The 15,683-nt window shown below is 68.7% G+C and carries 12 protein-coding genes and 1 pseudogene; 9 read left to right on the forward strand and 4 right to left on the reverse strand.

The window, feature by feature from the left end:
- Window positions 1-30 precede the first annotated feature (30 nt).
- The 3 genes and pseudogenes from RAN62_RS19325 to RAN62_RS19345 all read left to right on the forward strand — a co-directional run bounded on the left by RAN62_RS19325 (window position 31) and on the right by RAN62_RS19345 (window position 3,119).
- Window positions 31-519, forward strand: coding sequence for a GNAT family N-acetyltransferase (locus RAN62_RS19325; protein WP_305786088.1), 489 nt, complete (start codon window positions 31-33; stop codon window positions 517-519).
- A 13-nt stretch (window positions 520-532) separates the two neighbouring features.
- A pseudogene (locus tag RAN62_RS41170) lies at window positions 533-1,342 on the forward strand (replication initiator).
- Between the two features lie 175 nt (window positions 1,343-1,517).
- On the forward strand, window positions 1,518-3,119 hold the full coding sequence (locus RAN62_RS19345) for a tyrosine-type recombinase/integrase (protein WP_305786090.1): 1,602 nt from the start codon (window positions 1,518-1,520) through the stop codon (window positions 3,117-3,119).
- Between the two features lie 1,800 nt (window positions 3,120-4,919).
- On the opposite strand, the gene RAN62_RS19350 is transcribed toward RAN62_RS19345, so the two are convergent.
- Entirely contained in the window at window positions 4,920-5,627 is a 708-nt protein-coding gene (locus RAN62_RS19350; RefSeq protein WP_305786091.1) for an HAD family hydrolase, read from the reverse strand.
- Between the two features lie 135 nt (window positions 5,628-5,762).
- On the opposite strand from RAN62_RS19350, the gene RAN62_RS19355 reads away from it, so the two are divergent.
- The gene (locus RAN62_RS19355) at window positions 5,763-6,227 is read left to right on the forward strand and encodes a DUF1707 SHOCT-like domain-containing protein (protein ID WP_305786092.1); all 465 of its coding nucleotides are present in this window, start codon (window positions 5,763-5,765) and stop codon (window positions 6,225-6,227) included.
- Here RAN62_RS19355 and RAN62_RS19360 read toward each other — a convergent pair whose 3' ends face one another.
- Window positions 6,228-8,348 carry an acyltransferase family protein gene (locus RAN62_RS19360; protein ID WP_305786093.1) on the reverse strand — a complete coding sequence of 707 codons (2,121 nt, stop codon included), beginning with the start codon at window positions 8,346-8,348 and terminating at the stop codon, window positions 6,228-6,230.
- A 107-nt stretch (window positions 8,349-8,455) separates the two neighbouring features.
- On the opposite strand from RAN62_RS19360, the gene RAN62_RS19365 reads away from it, so the two are divergent.
- Genes RAN62_RS19365 through RAN62_RS19375 form a run of 3 tightly spaced genes read left to right on the forward strand, consistent with a single transcriptional unit; the run spans window position 8,456 to window position 10,808 of the window.
- Window positions 8,456-9,271 (forward strand): GNAT family N-acetyltransferase, encoded by an 816-nt coding sequence (locus RAN62_RS19365; protein ID WP_305786094.1) that lies wholly within the window; start codon window positions 8,456-8,458, stop codon window positions 9,269-9,271.
- Complete coding sequence (locus RAN62_RS19370; protein ID WP_305786095.1) at window positions 9,268-9,933, forward strand: MOSC domain-containing protein; 666 nt, start codon at window positions 9,268-9,270, stop codon at window positions 9,931-9,933. Before RAN62_RS19365 ends, RAN62_RS19370 begins: the two co-directional genes overlap by 4 nt.
- The gene (locus RAN62_RS19375) at window positions 9,930-10,808 is read left to right on the forward strand and encodes a hypothetical protein (protein ID WP_305786096.1); all 879 of its coding nucleotides are present in this window, start codon (window positions 9,930-9,932) and stop codon (window positions 10,806-10,808) included. Before RAN62_RS19370 ends, RAN62_RS19375 begins: the two co-directional genes overlap by 4 nt.
- Here the strand turns inward: RAN62_RS19375 and RAN62_RS19380 are convergent.
- Complete coding sequence (locus RAN62_RS19380) at window positions 10,738-11,283, reverse strand: TIR domain-containing protein (protein ID WP_305786097.1); 546 nt, start codon at window positions 11,281-11,283, stop codon at window positions 10,738-10,740. The two genes, RAN62_RS19375 and RAN62_RS19380, sit on opposite strands and share 71 nt — an antisense overlap.
- Before the next feature lie 169 nt (window positions 11,284-11,452).
- Window positions 11,453-12,658, reverse strand: a complete 1,206-nt coding sequence (locus tag RAN62_RS19385) for an IS110 family RNA-guided transposase (RefSeq protein WP_305786098.1) — start codon at window positions 12,656-12,658, stop codon at window positions 11,453-11,455.
- 485 nt (window positions 12,659-13,143) lie between these two features.
- Here RAN62_RS19385 and htpX point away from each other — a divergent pair, with 485 nt between their 5' ends.
- Together htpX and RAN62_RS19395 are read left to right on the forward strand one after the other, a co-directional pair.
- On the forward strand, window positions 13,144-14,028 hold the full coding sequence (htpX, locus tag RAN62_RS19390) for a zinc metalloprotease HtpX (RefSeq protein ID WP_305786190.1): 885 nt from the start codon (window positions 13,144-13,146) through the stop codon (window positions 14,026-14,028).
- 125 nt (window positions 14,029-14,153) lie between these two features.
- Window positions 14,154-15,368: an MFS transporter gene (locus tag RAN62_RS19395; RefSeq protein ID WP_305786099.1), complete on the forward strand. Its 1,215-nt coding sequence runs from the start codon at window positions 14,154-14,156 to the stop codon at window positions 15,366-15,368.
- The last annotated feature ends 315 nt before the right edge of the window (window positions 15,369-15,683 follow it).

Below are 15,683 nucleotides of genomic sequence, written 5' to 3' on the forward strand. Positions count from 1 at the left end.
ATACCGCCGGTCGAGCTGACTGTGGCGGGCATGCGACTGCGGCCGCCTCATGTCGACGACGCTCCGGCTGTGCTGGCGCTGGCCCGGGACCCGGACGTTCGCCTCTGGAACCCCCGCTGCCGGATCCCCGACGAACCGGCCGCCGTCGCCGCATGTCTGGCCGACGCCGACTGGACCACCGGCGCGACCTTCTCCATCCTCGACGAGGCCACCGGCACCTACGCGGGAACCATCGCCCTGCACGACATCGACCCCGGCCGCGCGCAGGCGCACATCGGCTATCGGATCGCGCCGTGGACCCGCGAGCGAGGACTGGCCACCGCCTGTGTGCGGACCGTTGCGGGGTGGGCTTCGGCGAAGCTGGGAATGCGGCGGATCGTGCTCACCCACGCGGTGGAGAACATCGCCTCCTGCCGGGTGGCGGAGAAGGCCGGCTTCGCCCTGACCGGCACGACGCCGGCAAGCAAGCGCTTCGGAGACGGCCTCCTGCACGACGAACATGTGCACGCCCTGACCTAGGGCCTACCACCAGGTGTGGTGGCCGGCGACGACGACGCTTCGCTACCCGCTCGACCGGCTACCCGTCTTCGACGCAGAAGCGGAAGCCTGGCTCGATCCGGACACGCGAACGCCGCTGCCGACGTGGGATAAGTCCCTGGACGCCGTCGACGCCGACCCGGACGCGCGGCCGGCACACGTGGTGCGGTTCGGGCCACAGGTCAAGGCCAAGGGCGTCGACCCCGGCGCGCAAGACGTAAGCCGCACCATCGGTTACATCATCAAGTACGTGACCAAGTCCGCGGCGGACTGCCACAGCATCACCAGCGACCCGTAACGCGACCACGCCGACCGCCTCTGGCGCGAGCTGCGCGTCACGCCATGCTCAGAGCGCTGCGCCAATTGGCTGCTCTACGCCATCCAGCCCAAAAAGGCACACGGCAAGCTGCGACCCGGCCACTGCAAGGGCCGGGTTCACCAGAAGACCACCCTCGGCATCGGCGGCCGGCGCGTCCTCGTCTCCCGCAACCGGTCCGGCAAGACCCTCGCCGACCACCGCGCCGACGCACACGCCTGGGTCAAGGCGCTGCTCGGCGTCAGCGATGAGGCGGCCACCGCGCCGGCCGCCGACTCGCAGAAGGCGGCGCCAGCGCCCTTCGCATGGGAGATGGCCCGACACGGCGACCCCGACCTGCCGCCGCTCGAACACCGGCTCCTGCGGGCGCTGAGTCAACGCATCCAGCGACGCGCCCAGCTCGCCGCCGCTCGGCAACGCGACAGACCGGCCGCCGATCTTTCGGCAACCGAGATCGGATCGACCAGCGATCACGAGGGGGACGGATAAACGAGTTGCTGACGGTTCCGGAAGTGCTCGCTGAGCTGAGCGTCTCCCGGTCGACGTGGTTCTACTGGCGGCAGATCAGCAAGGGTCCGCGAACGATCAAGCTGCCGAACGGTGAGCTGCGAGTTCGCCGGTCCGCGCTCTACGTGTGGCTTGGCCAACTCGAAGGGCGGGCGGCGTGAAGAGCTTCGAGTTCCAGGTCTGGGAGATCACCAAGCGGGCTGACCGGAAGGCTCGGCCGTGGCGCGTCCGGTGGGCCGTCTCCGGCAAGCGCTTCGAGGACACTTTCCGCACCAAGGCCCTGGTCGACTTGTTCCGCTCGGTCCTGCTCAAGGCCGCGAACGACGGCGAGCCGTTCGACACCGACTCCGGGCGGCCGTGGTTCGAGGTACGCGCACAGCAGGCTGTCAGCTGGTACGCGCACGTCCGCGAGTACATGAAAGCCAAGTGGCCCCGGCTCGCCGCCAAGTCGCGTCGAGGCACCGTGGAGGCGCTGACGCACGTGACGCTCCTGATGACGACGGGCGCCAAGCGCGGACGGCCCTCTGACGCAGCGCTGCGGGAGGCGCTGTACGCCTACGCGCTAAACCCTCGCCGCTGGTCCGAGGAACCGTCCGACACGCACGCAGCGGCGCTGGCCTGGCTGGAACGGGAGTCGCTATCCGTCACGGAGCTGGACACCACGGCGACCGTCCGCCGAGTCCTGGACGGCCTGTGCGTCAGGATCGACGGCAAGCCGGCCGCCGCCAGCACCATTCGGCGTAAACGGGCCATTCTCTACAACGCGGTGGGCTACGCCGTCGAGCTGGGCCGCCTAGACGTTAATCCAATCGACCGGATCCAGTGGACGGCACCGGAGGTCGCCTCAGGTGTGGATCGCCGAATGGTCGCCAACCCGGCCCAGGTCGCTGCACTGCTCGATGCTCTGCAGTCGATCGGCAAGCGGACTGATCGGGTCACAGCCTTCTTCGGATGCCTGTACTACGCTGGAACCCGTCCGTCTGAGGCGGCTGATTTGCGTCGGCCGGACTGCGTGCTGCCCGGTCGTTGCGTCGACTGCGATACCAAGCTGCCCGACGTCACCGCGGCGCCAGCCGCCGTTCGCCAGCACGAGAAGGTTAAGTACGGCTGGGGGCAAATCACGCTCGCTGAGACTGCTCCTCGGGCCGGCACGGCATGGACTGACGACGGCCAAGCGCACGAGCGGCGCGGGCTCAAGCACCGGTCTCGCAGGGATACCCGGTCGGTTCCGATCCCGCCGCAGCTGTTGGCGCTGCTGCACCGGCACATCAGGGACTACGGGACGGCGCCGGATGGCCGGCTGTTTCGAGGTCTGCGTGGTGGGCCTCTGTCCGAGTCCGTCTACAACCGGTGGTGGAAGCTTGCGCGCAAACAGGCATTTACCCCTGTACAGATCGCCTCGCCACTGGCTCGGCGGCCGTACGATCTTCGCCACGCCGCTGCGTCGCTCTGGCTCAACGCGGGGGTGCCTGCCACCGAGGTGGCTCATCGGCTCGGCCACAGTGTTGCGGTGCTGCTTCGGGTTTACGCGAACTGCATCGACGGTGACGCGGCCAGCGTAAATGACCGCATCGGCGGATGCCTTGCGATGACAGATTGTGCCTTCCGGTGCTTGAGGCGCCCCGACATGGGCTGCGCTGGCTTCGCATGCTCATCTCAAGCTCCGTCCGCGACGCAGCGCCTCTGCGATCAATTCTCTCGCAATCACCGACGGCATAGTCTGAGATGGAGCACAAGGCCGTACCGCCTGGCGGAATAAGGAAGACGTTGTTACGCGGCTGTGAGATCCTACCCGTTATGGCCGACCGAAATCTACAAGCCATTGTTGATCTACTAATCACCGCAGCATCTCAAATGGTGCCGGCGCCCGACCAAAAACCGTGGGACTACGGATGGTGCGTTCCGGACTACCGACACTCGCCAGGCGCAGCGATGTCCGGGCCTACTGGCCCAGTCGCCTTCACCTCGGAAGGTCTTGCAGCATGGGAGGAAGCCGCTACCAAGCTCCTGCGAGACAGAACAATCCTGGACCGCTTCGGTGAAGAAGAATTCTGGAGTGTATTGGGCTCCATGACAGTCGCAGCAGCGACGTCCGATGACCCCGTTGCACTCGTATCAAACGGCGTCGGAAGATTGCGTGGATGCGATCCCGCGCTCACCATCATCCTTGTCGCGAATGTGGCTTGGGGGACTCCACCACTAGCAATAGGCAACTTCGTTATTGGCAACGCTGGTCATACCTTTGTGAAAGAGGTCAATAGGGCTGCAGGCCGGCGACGCGGCATTCCGCAGGAAACGGCAGACGCTTGGCTGAAGCGACAGATAGCGTCGCGAACTCGCGATGACCAATCGCCAACTCCAGTCGCCTTAGCATGCTGGACGCGTGGACAGCAGGCGCTCGCTCACGACGAGGCCGAGCGCGCCTTGAGGAATCTTGTCGATCTATGCGTGCTTCTCGAAACGGATCTTCCTGCGCATAGAGTCTATCGGCGCGGTGATACCAATAGGCCGGGAGTCCGAGGTCTTAGGCTCGACCGTGGCGCAATTGAGGAAGGGCTTTCCAAACGCTCCCGCATTGAGCTCGCCTCCTTCCCTTTGGTTCTCAGCGATTTGACTCCAGCCCGCGAGAGCACACAGTGGTTCAACACCGAGCCCTTACCACTAGGAGAGCTATTGGGGCAGGAAGAACTTAGGACAGTCGTCAGGTCATGTTTCGCCGAGGATCCTATTTCGAACAGGATTCGAGTTGCCGCTAGGTGGTTCGCGGAAGCTCACTACACGCTAGCTGATGACGATGCCGCCTTGGCGCTCGGAGTAGCACTAGATGCACTATTGAGTGGCCAGCGTGCGCTACCGGGAAGCGCAATGGCAGACAGATTCGCACTCCTCGAACCGGAAGCGAGTGAGCGACGAGAGCGGGTGAAAGCATATCTGGATTTCTACGGTGTCCGTAGTAGCGTTGCTCACGGAGGGCGTAGCAGCCGCCTCGATCAGAAGGATTTTGTTTCTCAATATCAAGCAGCAGTTCGGTGGGCAGCGCTCCAGACAGTCGCGATGCGCGACAAGTTCACGCCCTCTTCGGAGAAGCAAGTAGACGAACTGTTCGATGACCTCAGGTGGGGTGCGCGATCCTGGTAGAGGAGCGAAGCTTGGCCTCACCCCACGGGCCGGCGGGCGGATCGTGGGCGACAGCACTCTTCGCATGGTCGGAAGCAGCAAAAAAGCCAGGTCAAAGTCGGTGCAGCTACGGACGTTCAGAGCCCTCCGTAAATCCGTCGCGAAAGCTACGAAGGTTCGAATCCTTCACCCGCCACCGGAAAGTTGAACGGCCTCGTGAGCTGCGGAAACGCGACTCGCGGGGCCGTTTTTCGTCGAGGCGTCGGCGGGGTGGCGAGATGCGGCCGGTCACGGGAACACGCGGGTGCGCCTCCCCCTGGGCTCAGGCGGGCATGCCAGGCTCGCCATTTCCGGCCGTCGGCGGCCACTCGGCTGAGCGACGAAGCCGCGACGCCGGCCCGGCGAGACCACCTGTCCGCGCGAGACCATCTGTCCGCGGGGGTCAGCGGGACCACTTCCAGCTGGTGAAGGGGGTTCGGCGGACGATTTCGGCCAGTTGGGTCATCGAGGTGGTGATGGCGTGGGCGCCGGCTGCGGTGAGGTGTTCGTTCTTGCCCAGCTCGTTGGCGTACCCGATGGTGGGGATGTTGTCGGCGCGGCCGGCGAGGATGTCGGTGGGTGAGTCGCCGATGAGGATGCTTTCGCTGCCGTAGGCGCCGCCGTCGGCGAGAGCCTGCCGGACGAGGAACGGGTTCGGCTTGAGGCGGCGGGGGTCCAGGCCGTCGAAGCGGGCGGCGACATGGCGGACGTACGGGGTCAGGTCGTGGGCGGCCAGGTAGGCGTCGACCGCCTCCACCGCATTGTTGCTCACCACGATGACTGCCCGGCCGGTGTCCCGGGCCGCCTTGAGGAGGGCCTCCGCGCCGGGTGTGGGGGTGGCCGTGCCCGCGGCGATGATTTCGGCGTCGCGGAGGTGGTCGGCCACGGCCCGGATCAGGTTCCTGTCGCCCCGGTCGGCCATCGCGCGCAGGAGGGCGAGCGGATCGTCGCCGGCCGTGACGTCCAGCGGGAGCCGGGCGCTCATCTCGGCGGCGATGGCCCGGGCGGGGTGGCCGGCGAAGAGGGAGCAGAGCGGGCCGTCGAAGTCCAGCAGCAGGTAGCGGCCCCAGCTGACCACCTCCGCCAGCGGGCGCGTGATCGGGGTGCTCATGGGATGTCCCTTCCGGGCAGGCGGGGAAGGACATCTTCGCGACTTCGGGGTAGTGCGTGGACAAGGCACAAGCCCGCGCGACACCGGGAGTGACACGGGCAGCTGCGGGGGCTGCGGATGGCCTACCCTCGGTCCATGGCGCGGGAACCGGTGCGACGACCGGACATCGACACGCTGCGGGCGGCGGATGTTGATCGGCACAAGATTGCCGAGCAGCTCAAGGGGGCGCTCGACGAGGGCCGGTTGAGTTTGGCCGAGTACGACGACCGGGTGCGCGACACGTATGCCGCGCGTACCTATGCGGATCTGTTGCGGATCGTGGCGGATCTGCCGCAGCCGGGGCTCAGTGCCGAGGAGATTCATGCCCGGCAGCTGGCCGAGCAGCGGCGCGCGGATCGGCGGATGCCGCTCGCGTTGTCGATTCTGTGGACCATCTGGTCGTCGTTGTTCGTGCTCAATCTGGTGGTGTGGCTGATTGTCGAGATCACCACGCCGGACGTCGACATCTATCCGTGGCCGGTCTGGGTGCTCGTGCCGGGCGCCGTGCTGGGGGTCACGACGATCGGTGTCCAGAGCATGCGGCGGCGGCACAACCGCTGATCACTTGAAGAGCGCCGCGCCCATCAGCGGCGCCAGCGCCTTCGAGTACGTCTCCGTCAGGTGACTGTTGTCCTTGAACACCAGCGTGTTGCCGATCACGATCGGGCACGTGGTGGTGCACAACCACGGCGTCGGGTCCACCACTCGGATGCCGTCCGCACGGGCGGCCGCGGCGACGAGCTTGCGGCGGTTCGGTTCCACGATGGACTTGTTGAGCGGCCGGTTGCAGGCGGTGAGGTTCTCGGGGTTCGTCGCCGCGCACTCGGGCGCCTCGCCGCGGGGCCAGTTGGTGTCCTGCAGCAGCACCAGGCTGGCGCCCGGGGTGCGCAGCCGGTCGAAGGAACGCTGCCAGCCGGCCGCCCACAGAGGATCGTCGGCCTTGCCCGACATCGGCACCCGGGCGCCCGCGTCGTCGATCAGCCCGCCGCTGTCCATGTCGTTGGAGGCCAGCACGACCAGCTGCGGCCGGTCCGCTGCGATCCGGTCGAAGACCTGGTCGCGCCAGGCCGAGCATTCCGCGTACGGCCGCTTCAGCGGGATGTTCCACGTCCGCACCGACGGTACGGGGCACGCGGCCTTGGTCATCGCGACGAGCTTCCACCCCGCGTCGCGCGCCGCCGCGTCCACGGCCGGGAACCAGTTCGCGGCGTGCGAGTCGCCGATCAGATAGACGGTACGGGCGCCGGCCGGATCCCCGTACACGCAGAGCCGGTCCTGACGATCGGGCTCGTAGTCGACGTGACACTCGTCGGCGTAGATCCGGGGCACGTCGTCGCCGGCGTCCTGAAGCTTCGGCGTCAGGTTCTCCGGCATGAGATTCTTGCCGGCCGACGTGGCGATCAGCTGCGTCAGGCGCGCCTGCGGATCGGCGGCCGTGGCGAGCGCCGCGGCGGTGTCGGGGGCGGCCGGGCCGGTCGGCAGCGGGGGTGTGAACTGCGCCGCGACCAGGGCGAGCGCCGCGGCGGACGCCGACAGCACCAGCCCGAGCCCGATGCCCCGCGCCGAGGTCGCCTTCAGCCAGGCGTGCCGGCGCACCGGGTTCTCCACCAGGTGATACGACGCCACGGCCAGTCCGAGCGCCCCGGCTGCCAGCGCGAGGTTGACCGCCGTGGTCGGCTCGACGCCGAGGGCCGCCGGGCCGATCATCAGCACCGGCCAGTGCCAGAGGTACCAGCCGTAGGACAGCTTGCCCAGCTGCTGGAACGGCCACGTGCGGAGCAGACTCACGGCGCTTCCGCGGGCGGCGGGCGTACCTCCGGCAATCACCGCCGCGGACCCCAGGACCGGGAGCAAGGCGGCCGCCCCGGGGAACATTGTCCCCTCGTCGAAGACTACGGCCGCCACACCGATCGCGGCGAGGCCGGTCCAGGTCGCGGCGGCGGCCAGCACTTTGGGCGTACGGGCGAAAGCGCCGGCGCCGACGGCAACCAGCGCGCCGATGCCCAGCTCGAAGGCCCGCGTGTGCGCGCTGAAGTAGGCCCACGGCGCCGAGCGGCTCGTCAGCCAGACGCTGACCGTGAGCGACGCCACCACGACCACGGACAGAACCACGATCACGGGTACGACGTGCGACCGGCCGCGCCGCCACGCCCAGACGGCGAGAAGCAGCAGCGGCCACACGAGGTAGAACTGCTCCTCCACGGCGAGCGACCACAGGTGCTGCAGCGGCGACGGCGCGGAGGTGGCATTGAGGTAGTCGGTGCCTTCGGCGGCGAGGCGCCAGTTGATGCCGTAGAACGTACTGAAAAGGGCGTCCGTCGCGATCGAGTGGAAGCGCGTGACCGGCAGCCAGAACCAGGCGCCGACGAGTGTGGTGACAAGAACCACAGTGGACGCCGGGAGCAGTCGCGTGGCCCGGCGGGCGTAGAAGCCGGCGAGCGAGATCGCCCCGGTCTTGCCCAGCTCCTTGACCAGCAGCGTCGTGATCAGGAAGCCCGAGATCACGAAGAACACGTCGACGCCGACGTAGCCGCCCTCGAGCCCGGCGATCCCGGCATGGCTCAGCACCACCAGCACGACGGCTAGCGCGCGCAAGCCCTCGATGTCGGGCCGGAAGCCCAGGTGCGGGGCGGTGGCCGGGGCGGAGGGAGCGACCGGGCGGGTCGGGGCGCTGAGGGACACGCGGTAGTGAACCAGCGGCTTGCGAACGGAAAGTGTACGCCGGGTCAATCACGGGGGTCGGTGGAATTGATGTGCACTCCGGTGGCGCCGGTGGGAAGAATCGGACCATGGCGTGGCGGATCACCGAGGACGTGGACGAGTTTCTGGCCGGGGCGGGCGACTTCCTGCGCTCCCGGCCGGTGGAGAACACTGTGTTGCTGACGGTCGCCGACAGTGTGCGGCGGGGGGCGTACCCGGCGGGTGCGTTGTTCGGCTGGGCCGCGGAGGGCGGGGCCTATGTGCGTACGGTCCCCCGGCCGAGCCTGGTCTCCGCCATGTCACCGGACGTCGCCCGCGAGCTCGTCGCGGCCCTCGACGGGCAGGAGCTGACCGGCGTCCTCGGCCCCGACGACGTCGTCGAGGTGTTCACAGTGGAGTGGCAGCGCCGCACGCGAGGCCACGCCCGGGTACGCGGCCGGCAACGCCTCTACCGACTCGGCGCCCTCAAGTCCCCGGTCCCCCACCCGTCCGGTGGCGCCCGGAAGGCCGTACCGGCGGATCGTGAACTCCTCGTCGAGTGGATGACCAGCTTCTTCCGCGACGTCGGGGAGACGCAGCCGCGGCCCGAGCAGTTCTTCGAGGAGAAGCTGGCCCACGGCGGCATCATGCTCTGGGAGGACGCCGGCCGGCCCGTCTCCATGGCCGCCCTCACCCGCCCCGACGCCGGCATGGTCCGCGTCCAGGCGGTCTACACCCCGGTGCCCTACCGCGCCCGCGGCTACGGCGGCGCGATCACCACCGCCGTCAGCCAGGCCGCCCGCGACGCCGGCGCCGCCGAGGTGGTGCTCTTCACCGATCTGGCCAACCCCACCTCGAACGCCCTCTACCAGCGGCTCGGGTACGTACCGTTGGAGGACCGCACGATGATGGAGTTCACCGCATGAGCAAGGTGTTGCAGGTCAACCTGGCCGTCCCGGAGCGCACCGACGTCAAGGGCGTCGGCGTGACGGGCATCAACAAGCAGCCCGTCACGCACCCGGTCCAGGTCACCGCCCCGGGCCCCAAGAACACCGCGCCGCCCGCCCAGGCGAGCGGCCTGGCCGGCGACGAGATCCACGACCTGGCCAACCACGGGGGTACGGATCAGGCTGTCTACGCGTACGCCCGGGAAGACTACGAATGGTGGGAGAAGGAGCTCGACCGTCCCTTGCCGGGCGGCATCTTCGGCGAGAACCTCACCACCTCGGGCGTCGACATCAACGCCACCCTCCTCGGCCAGCGCTGGCAGATCGGGGCGACACTGGTCCTCGAAACCACGTTCGGCCGCATCCCGTGCGCGACGTTCCAGTGGAAGATGCAGGAGCCGCGCTGGGTCAAGCGGTTCTCGCAGGAGGCGCGCCCCGGGGTCTACTTCCGGGTCGTCACGCCGGGTCCGGTGCAGGCCGGCGACGAGATCACCGTGCTGGACGAGCCGGGTCACCGGGTGACCGTGTCGGAGAGCTTCCGGGCGTGGCTGTTCGAGCCGGAGAAGCTGAAGAGCTACCTCGACCTCGACGACTTCCCCGAGGGCCAGAAGGCCGAGATCCGCCAGCGCCTGCGCCTGTGACCGGCCCCTTCCGCTGGGATCTCGTGACGCCCGGCCAGTTGGGCACTCTGCTGGCCGGGGTCGAGTCGCCGTCGTTGTGGTACCTCGACGACCTCGTCGCGTGCGCCGGCAAGGTGCTGGCCCGCAGCGGCGACGGGGATCTCGTCTTTGTCGGCCGGTCCCTGGACTCGATGTACGACCTGCTCGGCGGCGCCCTCGACGGTCGGCGGCTGAGCCGGTTGCCGCTGTCGTTCCACCGGCACTGGCGCGACTCGTTGACCGGGGCGCAGCTCGATCAGGCGCGACGGATCGCCGATTCTTTCGGACTGTCGCCGTACGCTCTCGCCCGCCGCAGCCGCCCCGTCACCTTCGTCGACGTCGTGGACAGCGGCGGCACCTTCACGGACTTGTTCACGCTGCTCCGCGACTGGATCGACGACGAGCGGGAGCCGTGGGACGTGATCCGGCGCAAACTGCGGTTCGTCGGCGTGACCGTGCGCCGGGACACCAGCCCCAAAACCTTCCGGTGGCAGCAGCAGGTGTCGTGGGCCCGGCAGCTTCCGTCCCGGTCGGTGCTGAACGTGTCGCTGGACGGGCGAGTGTGGTCGTACTTCGCCGGGTGGCAGGAGAAGCTGACCCGGTCGTACCGGCCGGAGGACTGGCTGGTGGAAAGCTCGGGGCCGCAGCGGGACGAGGCGACTCGGCTGGCCCTGGCGGAGGCGGCGGCGCTGGTGGCTCATGGCCGGAGCGCGGCTGGGCGGCGGGCGCTGGCCCGGGCGACGGACGGCGAGCCCGCGCTGGCGGAGGCCTGGCTGCGCCGGCTCGTCACCGACCTGCGACTCCCGGCCACGAGGGCGGCTCGAGATCGCCCGCCTCCAGCCAGTCGTGGCCGGTGAGATCGACCGCGCAGCCGGCGGTCTGCAGGCGGTGGGCCAGATCCTGGCGGCGAGCCGGGGTGTTGTCGAGACGGACGACATGGCGGCCGTGAATGTCGCTGAAGACGCGGATGCGGCCCAGCTCGACGATGACGGTGCGGCCGGGGTCGCGACCCATGGCCATGCCCGCCTCGAAGAGCACGTTGGGGCGCGGCTGCGGCTGCGGCTCGGTGTCCGGGTCGTCGCCGGGGGCCAGGCTCGGACGCAGGTAGGCGATGTCGTCCGGAGTCTCCAGCACCACCACCGCCTGGGCCGCACCGAAAGCCGCGTCGAGCACCTCGCCGATGTAGGGGGTGGCCTGGCCGGTCAAGCGGATCGCCTGGGACCACTCGATCGGATCCAGCCCGACCGCCCGCAGAAACGCGAAGAGCGCCTTGCGAGCCGGCTCATTCCGCCCGTGGACGACGAACACTTTCCGGGCATCCGGTTGACCCATCGAGTTGTGCCCCTTCCCCGCGTCACCACCACGGTCGACGCTATCCGAGGGGTACGACACCGGGGTTTTCGCAGGTCTCCACTCACGCACGTCGCCGTGCGGCCGCAGCCGTTCAGGGGACGGAGTCACCTGGCTGCGGGCGTGCGGCCCTCGGCGTGAGTGCCCTGTGTCAACCTTCTGGTTGTGGGTTTTGTTTGAGGAGGGTTTGCAGGGCGTTGTGGCGGGCCGGTTGGTAGGTGGTGTTGGTGGTCCAGCAGGCGTGGATGATGGCGATCCAGGCGCGGGCGAGGATCCGGGTGGCGTGGTTGTGGTTCTTGCCTCGTGCTCGGGCCTGCTTGTAGAGGTGAGCGGCCCAGGGGTTGGTTTTGCGGCTGTCAGCGGCGAAGTCACAGACCGCGTCGCGTAGTTGTTTGTCCACCGCCCACCGAAACGCCACGATCCTGGTGTGACCAGACTGCCGGGTCGAGGGCGTGACACCGGCCAGCGCCGCCAGGCTGGCGGGGGTGGGGAACCGGGCCCGGCAGTCGCCGATCTCGGCCAGCAGCCGGGCCGCGCGCACGGTCCCGGCCCGGGGCAGGCTGGTGAAGATCGCCGCGTCCGGATGCTGGGCCAGAGCCTCGGCGATCCGGTCTTGCAGGGCGGCGATCTGGGTCATGACGGTGTTCAGCGCGGCGAGGTATGCCTGGGTGATCGCGGCCAACGCCTGCCCGGGTGCACCGGTGACACCGCGAGCGGCTTGCTGCACGCGTTGCAGCAGCACGGCAGCGGGTTTGACGTAGTAGTGCCGTTCGTGCAGCCACGGCTGCAACTGCTCGGCGGTCAACGCGTCGACGGTGTCCTGGGTGCCGAAGTCGGCGAGAAACGCCCGCGAGGTCGGCGCGTCGAGTTCGGCGAACAACCCGACCGCTGCCGGCAACACCGTCAGCAGATGCGCCCGCAGCTGATTGGCCACCGCCAGACGATGCCCGATGAGGTCTTTGCGGGCGCGCACCAGCGCCCGCAGGCTCTGGGTGTCCTCGTGGTCAGCGACCAGCGCGCTGAGCCGGCGCCGGTCGGTGCGCACCACATCAGCCAGCACGAACGCATCGAAACGGTCGTCCTTGTTCCCGGCCGAGCCGTACCGGCCCCGCAGCGCCTTGACCTGCGATGGTGCAATCACGAACACCGGCAGACCGGCCGCGAGCAGGGCGGTGACCAGTGGGCCGTCGCCGCGTTCGATACCGACCCCGGCCGGCTCATACTCGCCTAGCTTGGCGATCAGGGCGGCGATACCGGCCTTGTCATGGCTGACGGTGACACGTTCGAGTACCTCACCATCAGCATCGAGCAGACAGACAACGTGGTGGGTATGGGCCCAATCGATGCCGGCGAACACTCGCGCCCGCGGGCCAGCTGCTGTCAGACTTGTCACTGCTTCTCCTGCTGCTCGAATCAGTAGGACGAAGCATCTGGTGGTACCGGTGGCATCACTGCCGGACGCTCATTGAAGGCGCTCTACGGCGCAGTGCCCTGTCGCCAGTCGGGATGCCCCGGACCGCCAGACCCCCGCAAACACTCACGCAGGCCCTCAACCGGGGTCAGCAACGATGGGCAGTAAGCCTGACAGACCAGATGCCGCCCGGCCCTGACGGGCCGGACGACAACCATGCTCCAGCAATGAGCAGCGATCTGCACCCCCATCCAACCGCCCCGCCCACCACCCGAACCGGACTGAAGGCTGAGCCGCCCCGAAGCTACGACATCAAGCCCTTGATCTTGATCTACGTTCAGCGAAGTCACAGCTACTCACGGATGAATCCACACCTGGGCGATGTTCTCTGGAAGGCGGGTCCCCTCCGGCCCGCAGGTGAAGGAGTCATCGTGCACCATCACAACGGTCTCAAGACGGCCGCTCTGCTGGGCCTGCTCACCGCCATGATTCTTGCCGTCGGTTACTGGGTCGGCGGGAGCGGTGGTCTGGTCTTCGCCGTCGTGTTGTCGCTGGCCTTGAATGCCGGCAGTTACTTTTTCTCGGACAAGATCGCGCTGCGGTCGATGGGGGCGCGGCCGGTCAGTGAGGCCGAGTTCCCGGCGCTTTATCAGATCGTGCGGGAGCTGGCGACGTCGGCCGGACAGCCGATGCCGCGGCTCTACGTGAGTCCCTCGATGCAGCCCAATGCCTTTGCCACCGGGCGCAATCCGCAGAATGCCGCGGTGGCCGTGACGGCCGGGATCACGCGGATTCTGGACCGGCGGGAGTTGCGTGGAGTGATCGGGCACGAGCTTTCCCACGTCTACAACCGGGACATTCTCATTTCCAGTGTGGCCGCGGCGCTGGGCGGGATCATCACGATGTTCGCGCAGCTGGCGATCTTCCTGCCGCTCGGCGGGGGTGACGACGAGGACGGGCCGAACCCCGCGTCGCTGCTGCTCATGCTGATTCTCGGGCCGCTGGCGGCGTCGATCATCCAGCTGGCGATCAGCCGGAACCGGGAGTACCAGGCCGACGCCTCGGGCGCGACCCTCACGCGGGACCCGCTGGCGCTGGCCAGTGCGCTGGAGAAGATCCATTACGGGGCGCAGCGGATGCCGCTTCCCGCGGACGGGCAGCTGGCCACGTCGGCGCACCTCATGATCGCGAACCCGCTGCGCAGCGGCGGCATCGCGGGGCTCTTCTCGACGCACCCGCCGATGGCCGAGCGGATCAAGCGGCTGCACCAGCTGGCCGCGATCACGGGAACGGGCCCGGTGCAGTTCCAGAGGTGACGTCCGCGACAACCGGGTAATTTCAGGTGTGTTACGCCGCCTCCGATCGTTACCGTCGGAGGCGGCGTTCGCTCATTCTGTGACTTCCTGGAGGCTCGGTGCGGCAGTACCTCGGCGTGTGGCAAATGCCGAGTGCCAAGACGTTGCTGGCGGTCGGCATCATCGCCCGCCTCGGCATCGGCATGACGCCGCTGGCCCTCCTCCTGTCGGTCCAGCAGACCACCGGACGCTATGCGGCCGCGGGCCTCGCGGGCGGTCTCTACGCCCTCGCCGGCGCCGCCGTCAGCCCGATCGCCGGCCGCGTCGCCGACCGCATCGGCCCCACGCCCGTGCTGATCGTCACCGCGATCCTGCACCCGCTCGCCCTCGGCGGCCTGATCATGGCCACCCACGGCGACATCTCCTGGGTCCTGGCCGCCGCCGCCCTGGCCGGCGCCACCTACCCGCCCCTCACCGCCGCCATCCGCCGCGCCTGGACGGACGCCACCTCGGTCGGCAGCGGCCGCCACACCCTGCGCCCGGCCGCGATGGCCGCCGAGACGTCACTGTTCGAGCTGGTCTTCGTCCTGGGCCCGATGCTGGTCGCCGCCATCATCGTGATCACGCACAACCCCCTGGTCGCCCTCGGCTTCGCCGCCGTGGTCACCCTGGCCGGCACGCTGTGGATCGCCCTCCTGCCCATGATGCGCGGCTGGATCCGCCACGAACACGCCGAGCACGCCCGCGGCCTCGGCCCCCTGCGCGTCGGCGGCTTCCCGGCCCTGCTCGCCTGTGTCGGCGCCCTGGGCATCGCCTTCGGCGCGGCCGGCGTGATCGTCCCCGCCTACGCCCTCCAGCACGGCGGCGGCGACAGCCTCGGCGGCGTCCTCCTGGGCGTCTGGGGCATCGGCAGCGCCATCGGCGGCATCTGGTTCGGCACCCGCCACCCGGCCATGGCCATGTCCCGCCAGTTCGCCTGGTTCCTGGGCGCGGTCGCCGTCAGCTTCGCCGCCCTCGCCGTCATGCCCAACCCCATCGCCCTCGCCGTCGCCCTCATCATCGGCGGCGCCGCCATCGCCCCGGCCCTGACCATCGAGAACAACCTGGTCGGCCGGTTCGCCCCGCCCGCCATGCTCAGCGAGGCCTTCACCTGGGTCACAACGGTCTCCGTAGCCGGAAGCGCCGCCGGCGGCGCGATCGCGGGCGCCATCGTGGACCGGCCGGGCGGGCTTCCGTGGGCGTTCGTGTTCGCGGGGGCTGTGGTGGGGGTGGCCGCGGTGGTTGCCGCCGTGCCGACCGGGCCGGTGGCGCGGGCGGACGAGCGGGCTTCGGAGCGCATGCGCGAGGCGCTGGCTTCTTAAGATCAAAGGCTTCATGTCGTAGCTTCGGGGCGGCTCAGCCTTCAGTCCCTGCAGCAGGCGAATCGGGAAGAAGTCGCCAGGCTGGTTGAGCAGGCCCGCCTAGCGTCAGAGTCGCAAACCGAGGCGGAAAGGCGCGCATCACTGATGCAGGACGCCGAACGCCAGTTCCGCGGTATGGCCACTACGCTGCTGGCAGTGATAAGGGCCGCTGCGCCTGCTATAGAGGAATCCGGCATAGTTGCCCAGCACCTTTCGGGTGGGGCGCCTACCCATGGCTGGCGAGTACGATTGGGTATGGGGAAGCTTGATTTTGAA

It is taken from the genome of Symbioplanes lichenis (assembly GCF_030709675.1).
GTDB lineage: Bacteria > Actinomycetota > Actinomycetes > Mycobacteriales > Micromonosporaceae > Actinoplanes > Actinoplanes lichenis.

Coding starts and splice junctions, on each gene's coding strand:
- RAN62_RS19325 (WP_305786088.1), top strand. CDS start 31: ATGCGACTGCGGCCGCCTCATGTCGACGACGCTCCGGCTGTGCTGGCG.
- RAN62_RS19350 (WP_305786091.1), bottom strand. CDS start 5,627: ATGAGCACCCCGATCACGCGCCCGCTGGCGGAGGTGGTCAGCTGGGGC.
- RAN62_RS19355 (WP_305786092.1), top strand. CDS start 5,763: ATGGCGCGGGAACCGGTGCGACGACCGGACATCGACACGCTGCGGGCG.
- RAN62_RS19365 (WP_305786094.1), top strand. CDS start 8,456: ATGGCGTGGCGGATCACCGAGGACGTGGACGAGTTTCTGGCCGGGGCG.
- RAN62_RS19370 (WP_305786095.1), top strand. CDS start 9,268: ATGAGCAAGGTGTTGCAGGTCAACCTGGCCGTCCCGGAGCGCACCGAC.
- RAN62_RS19380 (WP_305786097.1), bottom strand. CDS start 11,283: ATGGGTCAACCGGATGCCCGGAAAGTGTTCGTCGTCCACGGGCGGAAT.
- RAN62_RS19395 (WP_305786099.1), top strand. CDS start 14,154: ATGCCGAGTGCCAAGACGTTGCTGGCGGTCGGCATCATCGCCCGCCTC.